The sequence below is a fragment of the Thermogemmatispora carboxidivorans genome (assembly GCF_000702505.1).
GTDB classification, from domain to species: domain Bacteria; phylum Chloroflexota; class Ktedonobacteria; order Ktedonobacterales; family Ktedonobacteraceae; genus Thermogemmatispora; species Thermogemmatispora carboxidivorans.
Genome location: NZ_JNIM01000001.1, coordinates 3,263,151 through 3,276,441 on the forward strand (window position 1 = coordinate 3,263,151; position 13,291 = coordinate 3,276,441).

Genomic DNA, 13,291 nt, shown 5'->3' on the forward strand with positions numbered 1-13,291 from the left:
CTGGCGCGCCCTTTTCTCCGCCGTCGTTCCTCCCCGTCGCAGCTAGGCTTTACCTGCTCGTCGACGGCGCTGCTCGGCCATCCTGCGCCGATGCTCCAGACGGCGCCGACGGCGTTCCCGGCGTCGGGCCGCTTCCAGCTCAGGATCGCTCTCAATTACCTCCAACGCCTGACCGTTGCGCCCCCCCTGGTCGGTGCTGGCTGCCGAGGCAGCTCCGTCCGCACTCTGACGGGGCGCAGGCCGACCTCGCGTGGCCATGCGTACGACCATCACAGCCAGCACCAGGGAGATGATGAGTAAGGCAAAAGAGGCTCCGAACAAGTAGGGCGTTACCGAGGAGGGCAGCAGCGTTGTCCTGGCCAGAGCACTGATAAAGAAGACCAGCGCCAGCAGCAGGTACTCGCTGCCCGTAAGAATATTAACCTGCTGAAAGGGCCGCATCCCCGGCTGGGCCCGCAAGCGGCGACGCCCAACCACCAGGTTATACCCCCCCAGGGCCACAAAGAAGAGGCCAAAGACAACAAGAATGCGTGGATCATTCATAAGTATACATACTCATCAATGAGAGTCATCGCCGGCCAATTGCGCAAGCCCGGCGGAGCGAAGACCAGCGTTACGACCGGCCTGTCCGGCTGGCACGCGCACGCTCATACTGCCAGCGCAAAGCCAGGGCCAGAAGCAGAGACAGCAACGGCCCCGTCACGAGATTCAGGCTGAAGGTCAGCGGATCGAGTACGCGCAGCGTCCGCAGCGGCAGTGCGATATCGGCATGAGGGATCTGCAGTAGGCCAGCCAGGCCCTGAAACACCCAGAGATCAGGGGCCAGCACCAGCGCCAGACCCAGCAAGGCCGCCAAGAGCAGGTATGATGGCCAGCCTGGCCGCCCTGGCTCTCCTCCGGAGGCAGGGGCGATAGCAGGCGTCTCTTGACCGTAGGTGGTCAGGAGGAGCAAGGCCAGGGCGGCGCCATTCAAGACCACTGGTTCCAGGGCCAGGACATCGAACATGGTCCCATTCCCGAGGAAGAGCGGAATACGCCACAAGAGTGAGAAAATAATCAGGGCGGCGTCGGGCCGGCTCAGATCGATATGAATAGGCACCTGCCAGGGCAAGAGCGCCGATAACAGGCGCAGCGTCGGAAAGGGGCCGGGCGCAAACTGATAGAGCACAAACATGGCATCGTAGGCCGCCGCGAAGAGGTAGCCCACCACTGTCGGCAGCAGCGCCAGGAACAGAACGGCGATCGCATAGCTCAGCAACGAACGGCGTGCCGGCCTTGAATCCGCCATCGTCTCGCCAGCTTCCGTGGTCTCCTCTGCCTCTTCCTCCTGCTCTCCCTCTGCTTCGTCCCCCCTGCTTTCCTCGTTGATGATTTGAGCCGCAGCCTCAGTCTTCTCAGAGGCAGCGCTCGCCATCTCCTGGGCTGGCGCATCTCTTTTGCCCTGGTCAGTTCTGAGCGAAACCGCCAGTGCCGCCTCTTCGGAAGCCGCTTCTTCTTCCTCCTCTGAGGACTCTTCTTCCTCAGTCTGAGCAAAGACCTGGCTTCGCCGCTCCTTCGTAGGAGACTGCGAGCGGGCCGGTAGTGGCCGTAACGGGGCGAAGGCCAAATGGCCGAGTGCAGCCCCGACGACACTCAGCGCCAGCGCAAAGATGATCACCAGTCCCCAGGTACTCAAAAAGGCCAGGCGCAGCTCAGCCTGGGTCAGGAGCGTCGACAGCACAGAGGGATAGGTCAGGGCGGCGCCCAGATGGCAGAGAGCCAGAATGGCGCCGGACAGAGCTGCCTCCAGCAAGCCGGGACGCTGCAGTGTGCGCAGCTTACGGATGGCTGTCACGAGCAGCCCACAGCCGGGAGCAGCCAACGCCGCCACAGGCACCAGCGCCGTCGAAGGCTGCACATTTAAACGGGCAATAATTGCAAAGAGCAGGCCCACCACCGTGAGCACTTCCACCGCCAGCCAGTCAGGTCCAGTTTTCTCCTGACGCTGCGGCTGCGCATCGGCGCCAGGGGCTGCCCCGCTGGCCCCCGTAGCCTCCTGGCCCCCTTCAGGCTGTTGGCTACGATCGCTGGCGCTGGCAGGGACTTCGGCAACCGTCTCCTGGGCCTGCGGAGCAGCGGCGGTGCGCTCAGAACATTCGGATTCTTGCATGCAGACGCTCAGCTCCTCATGGACAATCTGCCAGGATAGTAGCACATTGAGAAGAGAGCGACAAGAGGCAAGCCAGCTAGCCCGGCTAGCGAGTAGCCTGGTTGCTAGCCGGGCTGAGTCGTCGCAATAGCAATGGAAGAACACCCCGGCCTGATAGGCCAGGAGGTAGACTGATCAACAAAGCGGGTAAGCGAGGAAACGCTAGCTGTCGGGGTTGCTGGTCCCCGGAAACCAGACAATGGCGCTGACTACCTCCTTGCCGGGCACCGCCAGTTCGCCCCCGTCAGGCACCAGCCAGCCCTCCAGGAAGGCATGTAGCTCGCGACGTGTTGCCTCATCATCGGGCAGGAGCAGCTGCTCTAGCAGCTCGTCCACGGCCTCATCGAGGGAGGGGTAGCGCAGCGAAAGAGGTGTTCTGACAATCTCCACATTGGCGTAGATGCCCATCTCAAAGAGGACATCCAGCAGGTGGATATAGGCCGGCGAGCGAGCCAGCTCCCTTCCATGAAAGTGGCGCCAGACCGGAGCTGTAAACTCATCAAGGTGGGTGGCCCGCATATAGATATAGCAGGTTCGTCGGGCGGCGGCGCGCAGCTTCTCGACAAAAGGAACGACCTCGCGAATCGGATAGAGCACATGGCTACAGAGGACGATGTCAGCCTGCAGCTCAGCCGGAGCCGCCTCCCAGGTCGACTGGATCGTCACAATGTTGTTCACTGCTCTCTCCGCCGCCTCCTGACGCAGGTAGCCCAACATGGCCGCGTTCGGCTCGACTGCGTAGACGGTCTGCACCAGAGGCGCGGCAGCCAGCGCGAAGCGGCCTGTTCCGGCTCCTACATCGAGCACGGTGAGCGTCGGCTCCAGCTCCTGACGAATGCGCAGAAAGAAAGGATCGCGCACTCCGCGCTCGCGCGTGCTGCGATGGTAAAAGCGCGCGCGCCGGTCCCAGAATTGGGCACTGGAGCGCCCCAGGCGGGCATAGATCGCCTCCATCTGCTGCGCACGCGCATCGTGAAGAGCGTACCAGCGTTCAAGCGCGCTTTCCATAGGCTTCACGGCTCCTTTGTGGCTCTATCCTCCGTCGGCCTGATCCTGCCCGCCTCCCTGCGCTGAGACAGTAGGTCAGCGGGCAGACAGACGGGCAGGCAGGAGGCTATAGAGAGGGCAGGACAGAGGCTAGCTTCTGCTCCGCTCGGCTCGCCCTAGGCTGTTCCGCCAGCAGCAGGCTCTAACTTGGTCTTCAAGCACGAGAAGAACTGGCCAGTCAGCTTCTCGGCAGTGCCCTGCAGGAGGCGCGCCCCCACGCTGGCGATCGTCCCACTCACAATGACCTTTGCCTCCCAATCCATGCGGGTTTGGGTGCTATCGACCGCCGTCAGGTGCATATCGCCCGAGAGTTCCACGGCGCTCCCCGGCGCCTTCCCTCGCGCCTTCACTACCATGTGATCCGGCTCATGCATTTCGGGCCGCGTGACATCCAGCGTAAACCTGGCCTTCACCGCCCCGATACCGACGCTGACCACGGCCTTCCAATGCTCCTCTCCGAGCACTTCGAGGCTCTGAAAGCCGGGGGCGCATTCAGCGACTTTGTCGACATCCAGCAGGAAGGCCCAGACCTTATCGATCGGGGCAGCGATGGTCTGCGAACCAGAGAAATCCATAGCGACCTGTCACCTTTCGTGTGTTGCGTGTGCCTTGGGCGCAAGATAGCGCTGCGGATCGCTTTCAAAGAGCCGCTTGCAGGCGGGGCAACAAAAATAGAAGTCTTGCCCTTGATAGGTGCTGCGCCGCCTGGCAGCGGCTACTTCTACTATCATACCACAGACCGGATCAATAGCGGTCGCAGGTGCCGGCGCCACAGCGGGGGGCGACGCGGCTGTGGCTGGCACCTGGGCGGATTGGCGCCGGCGCACCTGAACCAGCTCGGCCAGGATACTGGCCGCAATCTCTTCAGGCGTGACCGCCCCCACATCAAGACCAGCGGGGGCATGCAAGCGCGCAATGACCTCCTCCTCCAGGCCAGCCTCACGCAGGTACTGGCGACAGGCCTCGGCCCGCCGGCGGCTGCCAACCATACCGACATACCAGGCAGGGCTGTGCAAAGCCCGGGCCACAGCCTCTTCGTCGTATTCGCCATGCGTGGCTACCAGGATAGCGCTGCGCTCGTCGGGCTGCATGCCGGGCAGGCCGTCCTCGCCGATCTGGACAACGGCAAAGTCGAGAACAGGAGCCAGGCGCGCAAGGGCCGCCACAACTGGCGAGGCCCCAATCAGGAAGAGATGCGGCGGTGGTAGATGTGGTTCCATGTAGATATCTAGAATTCCTCCGCTGCTACAGGTCATGGGGAAGACGCGCACACCAGGGCCAGTGCGCGCGAGACCAGCCTCCGGCGCGCCCAGGCGCAGGAGATAGGGATCGCCCCCTTCGTGGAGGAGGCGCAGGGCCTCGCGCACGACCACCGGCTGGGCGCAGCTGCCACCGATCCAGCCGCTAACGCTGCCATCGGCCTGGATCAAAGCCCGCGCCCCTGGCTTGGCCGAGGTGGGCCGTTCGCACCAGACCACGGTCGCCAGGACAAAGGGCTTGCGCGCCTGCTCCAGACGCTGGGCCAGCTTGAGCATATTCTCAGGCATACCGTTTCCCTCCAACAGGCAGCCAGCACCGGCGACCGGTTGCGCCAGGCGGCAAGCAGCGCCTGTCTATCTGTCTGCCTGCCTGCGCCTGGCCCCGGCCTCCGGTCTGGCGCTGCCATCATCCACCTGGTTGGGTTGCTGAGGGCCACGCTAAGCCGTGGCAAGCCCTTTCTCTTTGAGAATGGCCCAGACCTTCCACGGGGTGATGGGAATGTCAATGTGGCGTACACCAACGTGCGCCAGAGCATCAACGACGGCATTGGCAATGGCCTGGGGAGCGCCCACTGTCGGCGACTCGCCCACGCCCTTGGCCCCAATGGGATGGTGCGGCGAAGGTGTCACCGTGCGGTCCGTCTCCCAACGCGGGGTCTCTATCGCCGTCGGGATCAGGTAGTCCTGGAAGTTGCTTCCGAGCACATTACCATCCTCATCGTAGGCCAGCTGCTCGTAGAGGGCCGGCGCCAAGCCCTGGGTCAGGCCACCGTGGATCTGCCCCTCGACGATCATTGGGTTGATGACGGTGCCGCAGTCATCGACGGCCAGGAAGCGGCGGATGTGCACTTCACCAGTGCCTCGATCGATGTCGACGACGCAGATGTAGCTGCCAAAGGGATAGGTCAGATTGGGCGGATCGTAGTAGTTGACGGCCTCCAGGCCCGGCTCCAGATAGGGCGGGCAGTTGGTGTAGGCGGCAAAGGCGATCTCCTGGATGGTCTTCCCTTTGCTCGGACTGCCGCGCACATAGAAGCGCCCCGGCTCCCATTCAAGGTCTTCTTCGCCCACCTCTAGCAAATAGGCAGCGATCTTACGCGCCTTGTCGCGGATCTTGCGCGCGGCCACGGCAGTGGCGGCGCCGCCGACAGGCGTGCTGCGGCTGGCGTAGGTGCCCAGACCATAAGGGGCGGTGTCGGTGTCACCATGCTCGACATCGACGTCGTCGGGCGAGATGCCCAGCTCGGCGGCGATGATCTGGGCAAAGGTCGTTTCATGACCCTGGCCCTGCGTCTGGACGCCGATGCGGGCCAGCACCTTGCCAGTCGGATGGACACGAATCTCGCAGCTATCAAACATCTGGATACCGGCGATGTCGAAGTGCTTGCCGGGGCCGGCCCCGACGATTTCCGTGAAGGAGGAGATGCCAATGCCCATCAGCTCGCCGCGCGCTCGCTTCTCGGCCTGCTCGCGGCGCAGCTCCTCGTAGCCGATCTTCTCCATCGCCAGGCGCAGGGCGCGCTCGTAGTTGCCGCTGTCGTAGGTCCAGCCCAGGGCCGAGCGGTAGGGGAAGGCTTCGGGCTTGATGAAGTTCTGCAGGCGGATCTGCGCGGGATCTTTGCCCACCTCACGCGCCAGCGTGTCCATCATACGCTCGATCAGATAAGAGGCCTCGGTGACGCGGAAGGAGCAGCGGTACGCGATGCCGCCGGGGGCTTTGTTGGTGTGCACGGCGTCGACAGCGACGTGGGCCTGTTTGAAGTCGTAGGAGCCGGTGCAGATGTGGAAGAGGCCGGCGGGAAACTTGGTCGGCTGGGCCGCCGCATCAAAGGCGCCGTGGTCGGCCAGCGTGTAGACCCGCAGCGCCTTCACCGTGCCCTCTTTGTCAGCGGCGATCTCCGCGTGAATGTGGTAGTCGCGGGCGAAGCCGGTGCTGGTCAGGTTTTCGGTGCGGTCCTCGATCCATTTGACCGGCCTGCCCGTCTTGAGGGCTGCGACGACAGCACAGACGTAGCCGGGATAGATGGGGACTTTGTTGCCGAAGCCGCCACCAACGTCGGGCGAGATGACGCGGATGCGGTGCTCAGGCAGGCCGGAGACAATGGCGAAGAGCGTGCGATGGGCATGCGGAGCCTGCGAGGTCATCCAGACGGTCAGCTTGCTGGTGGCGGCGTTGTAGTCGGCCACACAGCCGCAGGTCTCGATGGGCGCCGGATGGATACGCGGGACGTACATGTCCTGACGCACAACAACCCCGTTCTGCTCGGCCTCGGCAAAGGCGGCATCGGTGGCAGCGCGGTCTCCGGTCTCCCAGTGATAGATCTGGTTGGTCGGCTGGCGATCCTTCTTGTCGGGGCGCAGCAGCGGAGCGTCGGGCGCCAGGGCTTTCTGAGGATCGACGACGACGGGCAGTGGCTCGTAGTCGACTTCAACAGCGGCAGCGCCATCGGCGGCGGCGTAGCGGCTCTCGGCCACAACAAAGGCCACTTCCTGCATCTGGTAGAGAACGCGGTCGACGGCCAGCACGGCCTCGGTATCGCCGGAGAGCGTTGGCATCCAGGCCAGGCCAGCGGCCTCCAGGTCCTTGCCCGTAATGACGGCGACGACCCCCGGCACCTGCAGGGCTTTGCTGATGTCGATGCTCTTGATCAGGGCATGGGCATAGGGACTGCGCACGATGTCGGCATAGAGCATGCCCGGGAGCTGGATATCGTCGACGTAGTTGCCCTTGCCGCGAATGAAGCGCGCGTCTTCCTTACGCTTGTAGGGTTCTCCCAGGCCGTGGACGTGTGGGCCTGCATTGGTGGTGGTCATGGCTATTCACCTCCGCCGCCGCTGCCGGCGGGTACCTGCTCCGGCTCGCGCAGCTTCTGCGCGGCGTACTGGATGGCCTTGACAATATTGACGTAGCCCGTGCAGCGGCAGAGATTGCCCGAGATGCCTTCGCGGATCTCTTGCTCGCTGGGATCGGGATTGCGCTTGAGTAGAGCCAGGGCAGCCATCATCATGCCTGGCGTGCAGTAGCCGCACTGCAGGGCATGCTCGACGTGAAAGCCTTCCTGCAGCGGGTGAAGCTTGCCATTCTGCTCCAGACCCTCGACGGTCAGCAGCTCGCGCCCGTCGGCCTGCACGGCCAGCATGGTGCAGGATTTGACCGCCTTGCCATCGACAAGGATGGTGCAGGCGCCGCAGGAGGAGGTGTCACAACCAATGTGGGTACCGGTGAGGCGCAGGCCGTCTCGCAGCCAGTGAACTAGCAAGGTACGCGCCTCAACGTCGCCTTCGTAGAGCTTGCCGTTGATGGTGACGCGAATGTGATGAATGCTCATGGCTAGGCGCCTCCTGTTGCGCGGCTGCGCGCCTGGCGCAGCGCCCGCATGGTCAATGTCTCAACCATCGCACGCTTGTAGTCAGCGGGACCGCGCAGGTCGCTGACGGGCCGGGCCTCGGCAGCGGCTTGCTTTGCGGCCTGGACGATGACCGCGTCGTCAAGGGTGCTGCCAAGCAAGAGCTGCTCAGCGGCGCGGGCCTTGATGGGAGTCGGGCCGACGTTGGTCAGGCCAATACCGGCGTAGGTGACCTGCCCGGCCCCGTCCAGGGCCACGTAGGCGGCCACGCCGGCAATGGCGTAGTCACCGACCTTGCGCTCTAGCTTCAAATAGGCGCCACCGCTGCGCTCTGCTGGGGCCGGGATGCGAATCTCGGTCAGCAGCTCGTTGGGCTGCAGCGTCGTTTCAAAGCTGCTGTCGGTGAAGAACTGCTCGACCGGAATGAGGCGCTGACCGGCGGGACCAGTTGCCACAAGCTGAGCCCCCAGGGCGAGCATAGTCGCCGGGTGATCGTTGGCAGGATCGGCGTGGGCCAGATTGCCGCCGATGGTGGCCCAGTTGCGCACCACGGGATCGGCGATGACGCGAGCCGTATCCGCCAGAATGGGATAGCGCCGGCGAATGAGGTCCGAGGCCTCCAGGTCGACTTCGCGCGTCAAGGCTCCAATGTGCAGGGTGCCATCGGCTTCTTGCAGGTACTCCAGGTCACGCAGACGGTTAATGTCCACCAGAACGGCGGGGGAGGCGAGGCGGAAGCGCAGGAGGGGAATGAGGCTGTGCCCACCCGCGAGCACCTTGGCATCGGCGCCGTGCTGGTCCAGTAAGGCGATGGCCTCAGCAACGCTGCTGGCCACCTGATAGTCAAAAGGACCAGGAATCAAGGGGAAATCACCTCCGTTTCGTCACTGGCAGCCTACTGAGCAGACAGGACGAGGCATGACCCGAGGCCAGGCCGGATGCACCTGGCTCCAGTCGGCCTTTGTGGCCTGCTCGCTCCTGTCTGGCGCTGGCTTGGGTCTGAGCGCAGAGCGGTTCGGGTCACATTTCGCAGAGCGTGGCATGCGTGGTTCATTGTTTGCACTGCTTCCAGTATAGCCAGAGCAGGGGAGCGCCTGTTACCTCCGAATGTAGGGTCTTGCTCCCCTGCTTTTGGAGGGAAGTGCTTTCGGCAAAAAGCTGCAGCAGAGCGCCCGGCAGAGCTAAAGCTCACACTCTGCCTACAGCCAGCCCTGCTTGACGGCCACCATGACAGCTTCGGTGCGGTTTTTGACACCCAGACGGTGGAGGATTTCCTGAACGTAACTCTTGACGGTATTTTCGCTGAGGTAGAGCTTGGTGGCGATCTCACGGCTGGAAAGACCCTGCGCAATGAGGCGTAGAATCACCAGTTGCTGGGCACTCAGTGGCTCCGGCCCCGGCTCCTGGCGCACCGGTGCCCGACGTAGATGGGCCAGCACGGCCACCGCCGCCTTGGGGTCAATGGCCGCTTCACCACGCGCCACGGCGCGAATCGAGCGCTTGAGATCGAAGCGCTCGATGTCCTTGACAATGTAGCCACGGGCGCCCGCCTGCAGGCATTCGGCCACCAGCTGCTCATCGGTATAGGTGGTGACAATGATGACCCCGATTTCGGGGTAATGCTCGCAGACCTGACGGCAGAGCGCGACGCCGCTCACTCCCGGCAGGCGCACATCGAGCAGTATGATGTCGGGACGCAGGCGCTCGACCAGCCCCAGGGCTTGCTCGGCATTGGCCGCTTCGCCCACGATCTCGAAATCCGGCTCCGAGACGAGCATGGCCTTAAGGCCCTCGCGCACCATTTCGTGATCATCGACGATCAGCAAGCGAATCAAGGGGGATCACCGCCTTCACGATCAGGCCGCCTTCCTCACCGTTGACTAGCAGGAGCTGCCCGCCACAGTCGCTCACCCGCTGCTGCATGCCGCGCAGCCCCAGATGGGCCGGATTGTGACGGTAGTTCTCCAGGATCTCCGGCGCCAGGCCGACCCCGTTATCCTGAACGACCAGCATGGCCTGTAGGCGCGTGACCTGCACGGTGACCACGACAGTGGTCGCCTGGGCATGGCGCAGGACGTTGGAAAGAGCCTCGCGCGCCACGTTGAAGAGGGCGTTCTCGACCGCTGCCGGCGGCGCACTGGCCCACTCAGCGACTACCAGGTCCATGTCGAGGCCCGCCGCCGATTCGCGCAGGTCGTGAATGAGGGTATGCAGGCGACTGATCAGACCACCGTCCTGCGTCTGCGGCTCGCTGGAGGAGAGGGCAAAGATGGCGTCGCGCACCTGGGCCGTGCCCAACGAGGCTAGCTGCTTGATGGTGCGCAGGGGACGCTCCAATGGCGACCCCGGCGGCAACTGCTCTAAAGCCCAGTCGGCCTTGAGACCAATGGTGAATAGGGTCTGCTGGACCCGGTCGTGTAGCTCCTGAGCAATGCGGCTGCGCTCGTCGGCCAGCATCTGGCGCTTCTGGGCCTCGGTCAGCTCGTGGTGCAGGGTCTGGAGATCAGTGGCAACCCGCGTCAGCTCCTGGTTACGGCGCTCTAGCTCGGCGGTGCGCTCGCGAACCTCGCGTTCGAGCCGCGCAGCCTGCTCTTCCATAGCGTGACGCTCACGGGCAATGAGCTGGGCGTTGTGAATGGCAACGGCAGCCTGCGCGCTGAGGGCCTCGATCAGCTCGACATGGCGCGGCTTGAAGCGGTTGGCCTGAGTGTGGCCAATGAGGAAGGCCCCCAGGATCGACCCCTCGCGCGTCCGCAGCTGGACGCCGAGAAAGCTGCGTACGGGGATATGGCCACGGGGAATACCAAGGTAGCGCCGGTCAGCAAGGACGTCGTCTACCAGCACTGAGGTGCCTTTCCAGAAGACGGGATGCAGCACGCCAACACCCTCAACCGGACCGACATGGCGAAAGTGCTCTGCGACTCCATGCTCGCCAGAGATGGCCGCCAGGTGGAAGAGGCCCTTCTTGCTGCGCCGCTCCGGCGACTCTCGGGTAACTTCAGGAATGAGAAAAAAGGCAGCGTACTCGGCAGCGGTCACCTTGCGCGCGGCATCGGTGATCATCTGGAGCAGGCGCTGGAGGTCGAACTCTGAGGTGAGTGCAATAGCAATGCGGTTGAGCTGGGCCAGCTCTTCGGCACGCTCCTGCAGGCTGGCTATCAGGTTCGTCCGGCTGTCATCGCTGGTCTGTACCATAGCAGGCTTCTTCTCTGTGACGCGCAACTACCCGGGCCCGAGCAAAGACGTCTCTCCTGTCATCGTTGACTTCTAATTATTATAGCAGCTCTCTCTGGCACCTGCTTTTGTCCTCTCCCTCACCAACCCCGGAGAAGCAGGGCCACAGGCTCTCGTCTGCGCTTGCCAGTCAGCAACAGCCACGAGCACCAGCCTTTTTGAGAGCGCCAGGACCCGGGACGGCCAAAGCATGACCTCGCCGCTACGTCCGACTTCTGCCCGATGGCGCTCTGGCTATGCTGGAGCGGCGGCGCGAGCCAGGGATTCTCAAGGCAGTAGGCTATACGGCCAGAAATCTGCTCGGCCAGATAGCTATCGAGTATGCTGCCGCTGGCGGCCCTGGCTCCTCCATTAACGATGGAGATGGCCAGGCTTCCCAGTCTTCTGTCCTCACTCCGTATTGCTCACATTCACCCCAGAGAATTCTTCTCCTCCAACGTTCTCTTGCTAGCAGAGACCTTTGCTTACCCTTCCTTATATGACAGGAGGCTCCTACCATGCAGTCCAATTTTCGCTTCTGCCCAAACTGCGGCGCCCCATTGCAAGGACAGCAGGCTTTCTGCTCAATGTGCGGTGCTGTTCTCAGCGCGGAAACCGGCGACCCTACCCACTCGTCTGGACCAGGAGGGCCAGCCGGATCTTCCGAGTCGACAGAAAGGACCGTTGTGTCACCGTCACCCTCACCAGCTCCTCCTTCCCAACCACCTGGCTGGTCCCCTGCTCTGCCTCCCAATCAACAGCCGCCCAACTCTGGACCGCAGCAAGCAGCCTTTGGCCAACAGCAGCCGGGCCAGCCGGGCTATACACCTCCTCCATCATTCACCCCTGCCCCCGCCGGCCCCATCCCCCCCGCTCGTTCCTATGGTCAGCAAGGAGCCATGCCTCCGCCTCGGCCAGGCAATGTTCCCCCCCCTTACGCTCGCCCACAGCGGGACGCCAGCCGCGGCGTCATCACCGGCATCAGTTGCGGCGTGCTGTTGATCATCGCGCTGATCGTGGTTGTCTGTGGGACCTTGAGCGTGGGCGGTTACCTCCTCCTGCGCAATCTCGCCAGCACGGACACCACCAGCTCCTCTTCACACAGCAGTAGCGGCAGCGGGAGCACGACGCTCCATTCCAGCACCCCAACGAGCATTCCAACCCGCACCTTCCCTGTAAACGGCACCTTGACCTACTCCTCCATCACGATCACCGTCGTGAATGTTCAATTGGCCAGCAGCTTCCCCGACGACCTCAATACCAACGATAGTGAGGCGCTCTTGCGCGTCCTCCTCAAGGAGAACAACGAGACCAATGACTTTGCCTCTTATTCCTATAATGAGATTGCCCGCCTGATTCTCCCCGATCACACAAGCGTTGCACCAAGCTCCCTACAATACGGCGGGTCCCCACAACCCAGCTCGACACGCACCAACTGGCTTGATTTCCCCGTTCCCAGCAACCTGGATGTGAACCATACGCTTCTGCGTTTGGGAGCCCCTACCGAAGCGATCATGGACATCCCTCTCCAGAACAAGCCCGACCTCACAAAATACAATCCCTCTACCACCAGGCCAACCAACGCCCAGACCACCTACGCCGGCATGAAATGGACGGTCACGGCCACTACCGTGAGCTGGAGCGCTAAAGGCAAGCAAGCAGAGAAGGGAAAACGCTTCCTGACCGTAAGCTTCCGCATCGATAACCCGTCCGACCAGGACGCTGGCTTCAACGCCGATGATTTTCTACGCCTTCAGGTCGGCAGCGATCGCTTCCCGCCTACAGCCCATACCATCCCCGTAATCATGAAGGCAGGAACCACCAACCAGACCGGTGATGCCATCTTCACAATACCGGAAGGAACAGCGGCTTGTACAGTGGTTATGATGCATAGCGATGTTCTTCCCAATAGCCAGGAGGCGCAGATTCCGCTCCAGCTCAGCTCTAACAAAGTTTCAAGCTAGCTGAAGTGTCCGGACCAAACGCTGATACAAACGGGAAGGCCTCTTGACCCTCCCAGACCAGCATCATCCGTTTCAGACGCGGGATCGCCCGGCTCCGGCGATTCTGAAACGGATGCCCCTCTTAGCAACAGATCACATGAACGAGAGACAGACGGCTCTCCGTCCGCCCCAGGAAAGGGAAACGCACTAACAGCAGAGAGAGACGGCTTCATTGGCACGTATCTCTCTGAGGTGAACGGAACAGCGCCAACAGGCAGCACGAAAGCTGGTCCC

11 protein-coding genes and 1 pseudogene are annotated in these 13,291 nt (G+C 63.0%); 2 read left to right on the forward strand and 10 right to left on the reverse strand.

Annotation, left to right across the window (positions count from 1 at the left end; translation table 11 throughout):
* Positions 1-42 precede the first annotated feature (42 nt).
* The 10 genes from N688_RS12790 to N688_RS12835 all read right to left on the reverse strand — a co-directional run bounded on the left by N688_RS12790 (position 43) and on the right by N688_RS12835 (position 11,036).
* Positions 43-543, reverse strand: a complete 501-nt coding sequence (locus N688_RS12790; protein ID WP_052889636.1) for a hypothetical protein — start codon at positions 541-543, stop codon at positions 43-45.
* A gap of 70 nt (positions 544-613) precedes the next feature.
* Positions 614-2,149, reverse strand: a complete 1,536-nt coding sequence (locus tag N688_RS12795; protein WP_052889637.1) for a hypothetical protein — start codon at positions 2,147-2,149, stop codon at positions 614-616.
* 201 nt (positions 2,150-2,350) lie between these two features.
* Positions 2,351-3,196 (reverse strand): class I SAM-dependent methyltransferase, encoded by an 846-nt coding sequence (locus N688_RS12800; RefSeq protein WP_052889638.1) that lies wholly within the window; start codon positions 3,194-3,196, stop codon positions 2,351-2,353.
* A 155-nt stretch (positions 3,197-3,351) separates the two neighbouring features.
* Positions 3,352-3,810, reverse strand: coding sequence for an SRPBCC family protein (locus N688_RS12805; RefSeq protein ID WP_052889639.1), 459 nt, complete (start codon positions 3,808-3,810; stop codon positions 3,352-3,354).
* A gap of 9 nt (positions 3,811-3,819) precedes the next feature.
* Complete coding sequence (locus N688_RS12810; RefSeq protein WP_052889640.1) at positions 3,820-4,782, reverse strand: XdhC family protein; 963 nt, start codon at positions 4,780-4,782, stop codon at positions 3,820-3,822.
* 150 nt (positions 4,783-4,932) lie between these two features.
* Positions 4,933-7,308: an aerobic carbon-monoxide dehydrogenase large subunit gene (locus N688_RS12815; protein WP_052889641.1), complete on the reverse strand. Its 2,376-nt coding sequence runs from the start codon at positions 7,306-7,308 to the stop codon at positions 4,933-4,935.
* Between the two features lie 2 nt (positions 7,309-7,310).
* The gene (locus tag N688_RS12820; protein ID WP_052889642.1) at positions 7,311-7,823 is read right to left on the reverse strand and encodes a (2Fe-2S)-binding protein; all 513 of its coding nucleotides are present in this window, start codon (positions 7,821-7,823) and stop codon (positions 7,311-7,313) included.
* 2 nt (positions 7,824-7,825) lie between these two features.
* A complete protein-coding gene (locus tag N688_RS12825) occupies positions 7,826-8,704 on the reverse strand; it encodes an FAD binding domain-containing protein (RefSeq protein WP_052889643.1) in 879 nt (292 codons plus the stop codon).
* Positions 8,705-9,040: 336 nt separating this feature from the next.
* The gene (locus tag N688_RS12830; protein WP_081838812.1) at positions 9,041-9,676 is read right to left on the reverse strand and encodes a response regulator; all 636 of its coding nucleotides are present in this window, start codon (positions 9,674-9,676) and stop codon (positions 9,041-9,043) included.
* Complete coding sequence (locus N688_RS12835; RefSeq protein WP_052889644.1) at positions 9,651-11,036, reverse strand: GAF domain-containing sensor histidine kinase; 1,386 nt, start codon at positions 11,034-11,036, stop codon at positions 9,651-9,653. The genes N688_RS12830 and N688_RS12835 overlap by 26 nt, the downstream gene beginning before the upstream one ends.
* Before the next feature lie 536 nt (positions 11,037-11,572).
* Here N688_RS12835 and N688_RS23995 point away from each other — a divergent pair.
* Together N688_RS23995 and N688_RS12845 are read left to right on the forward strand one after the other, a co-directional pair.
* Positions 11,573-11,653: pseudogene (locus tag N688_RS23995) on the forward strand (zinc-ribbon domain-containing protein); the annotation flags it as partial.
* A gap of 87 nt (positions 11,654-11,740) precedes the next feature.
* Positions 11,741-13,018, forward strand: coding sequence for a hypothetical protein (locus N688_RS12845; protein ID WP_238321083.1), 1,278 nt, complete (start codon positions 11,741-11,743; stop codon positions 13,016-13,018).
* Positions 13,019-13,291 lie beyond the last annotated feature (273 nt).

Excerpts from the sequence above, each read along its gene's own strand:
- N688_RS12790 (WP_052889636.1), bottom strand. The coding sequence starts at position 543 with ATGAATGATCCACGCATTCTTGTTGTCTTTGGCCTCTTCTTTGTGGCC.
- N688_RS12795 (WP_052889637.1), bottom strand. The coding sequence starts at position 2,149 with ATGCAAGAATCCGAATGTTCTGAGCGCACCGCCGCTGCTCCGCAGGCC.
- N688_RS12800 (WP_052889638.1), bottom strand. The coding sequence starts at position 3,196 with ATGGAAAGCGCGCTTGAACGCTGGTACGCTCTTCACGATGCGCGTGCG.
- N688_RS12805 (WP_052889639.1), bottom strand. The coding sequence starts at position 3,810 with ATGGATTTCTCTGGTTCGCAGACCATCGCTGCCCCGATCGATAAGGTC.
- N688_RS12810 (WP_052889640.1), bottom strand. The coding sequence starts at position 4,782 with ATGCCTGAGAATATGCTCAAGCTGGCCCAGCGTCTGGAGCAGGCGCGC.
- N688_RS12815 (WP_052889641.1), bottom strand. The coding sequence starts at position 7,308 with ATGACCACCACCAATGCAGGCCCACACGTCCACGGCCTGGGAGAACCC.
- N688_RS12820 (WP_052889642.1), bottom strand. The coding sequence starts at position 7,823 with ATGAGCATTCATCACATTCGCGTCACCATCAACGGCAAGCTCTACGAA.
- N688_RS12835 (WP_052889644.1), bottom strand. The coding sequence starts at position 11,036 with ATGGTACAGACCAGCGATGACAGCCGGACGAACCTGATAGCCAGCCTG.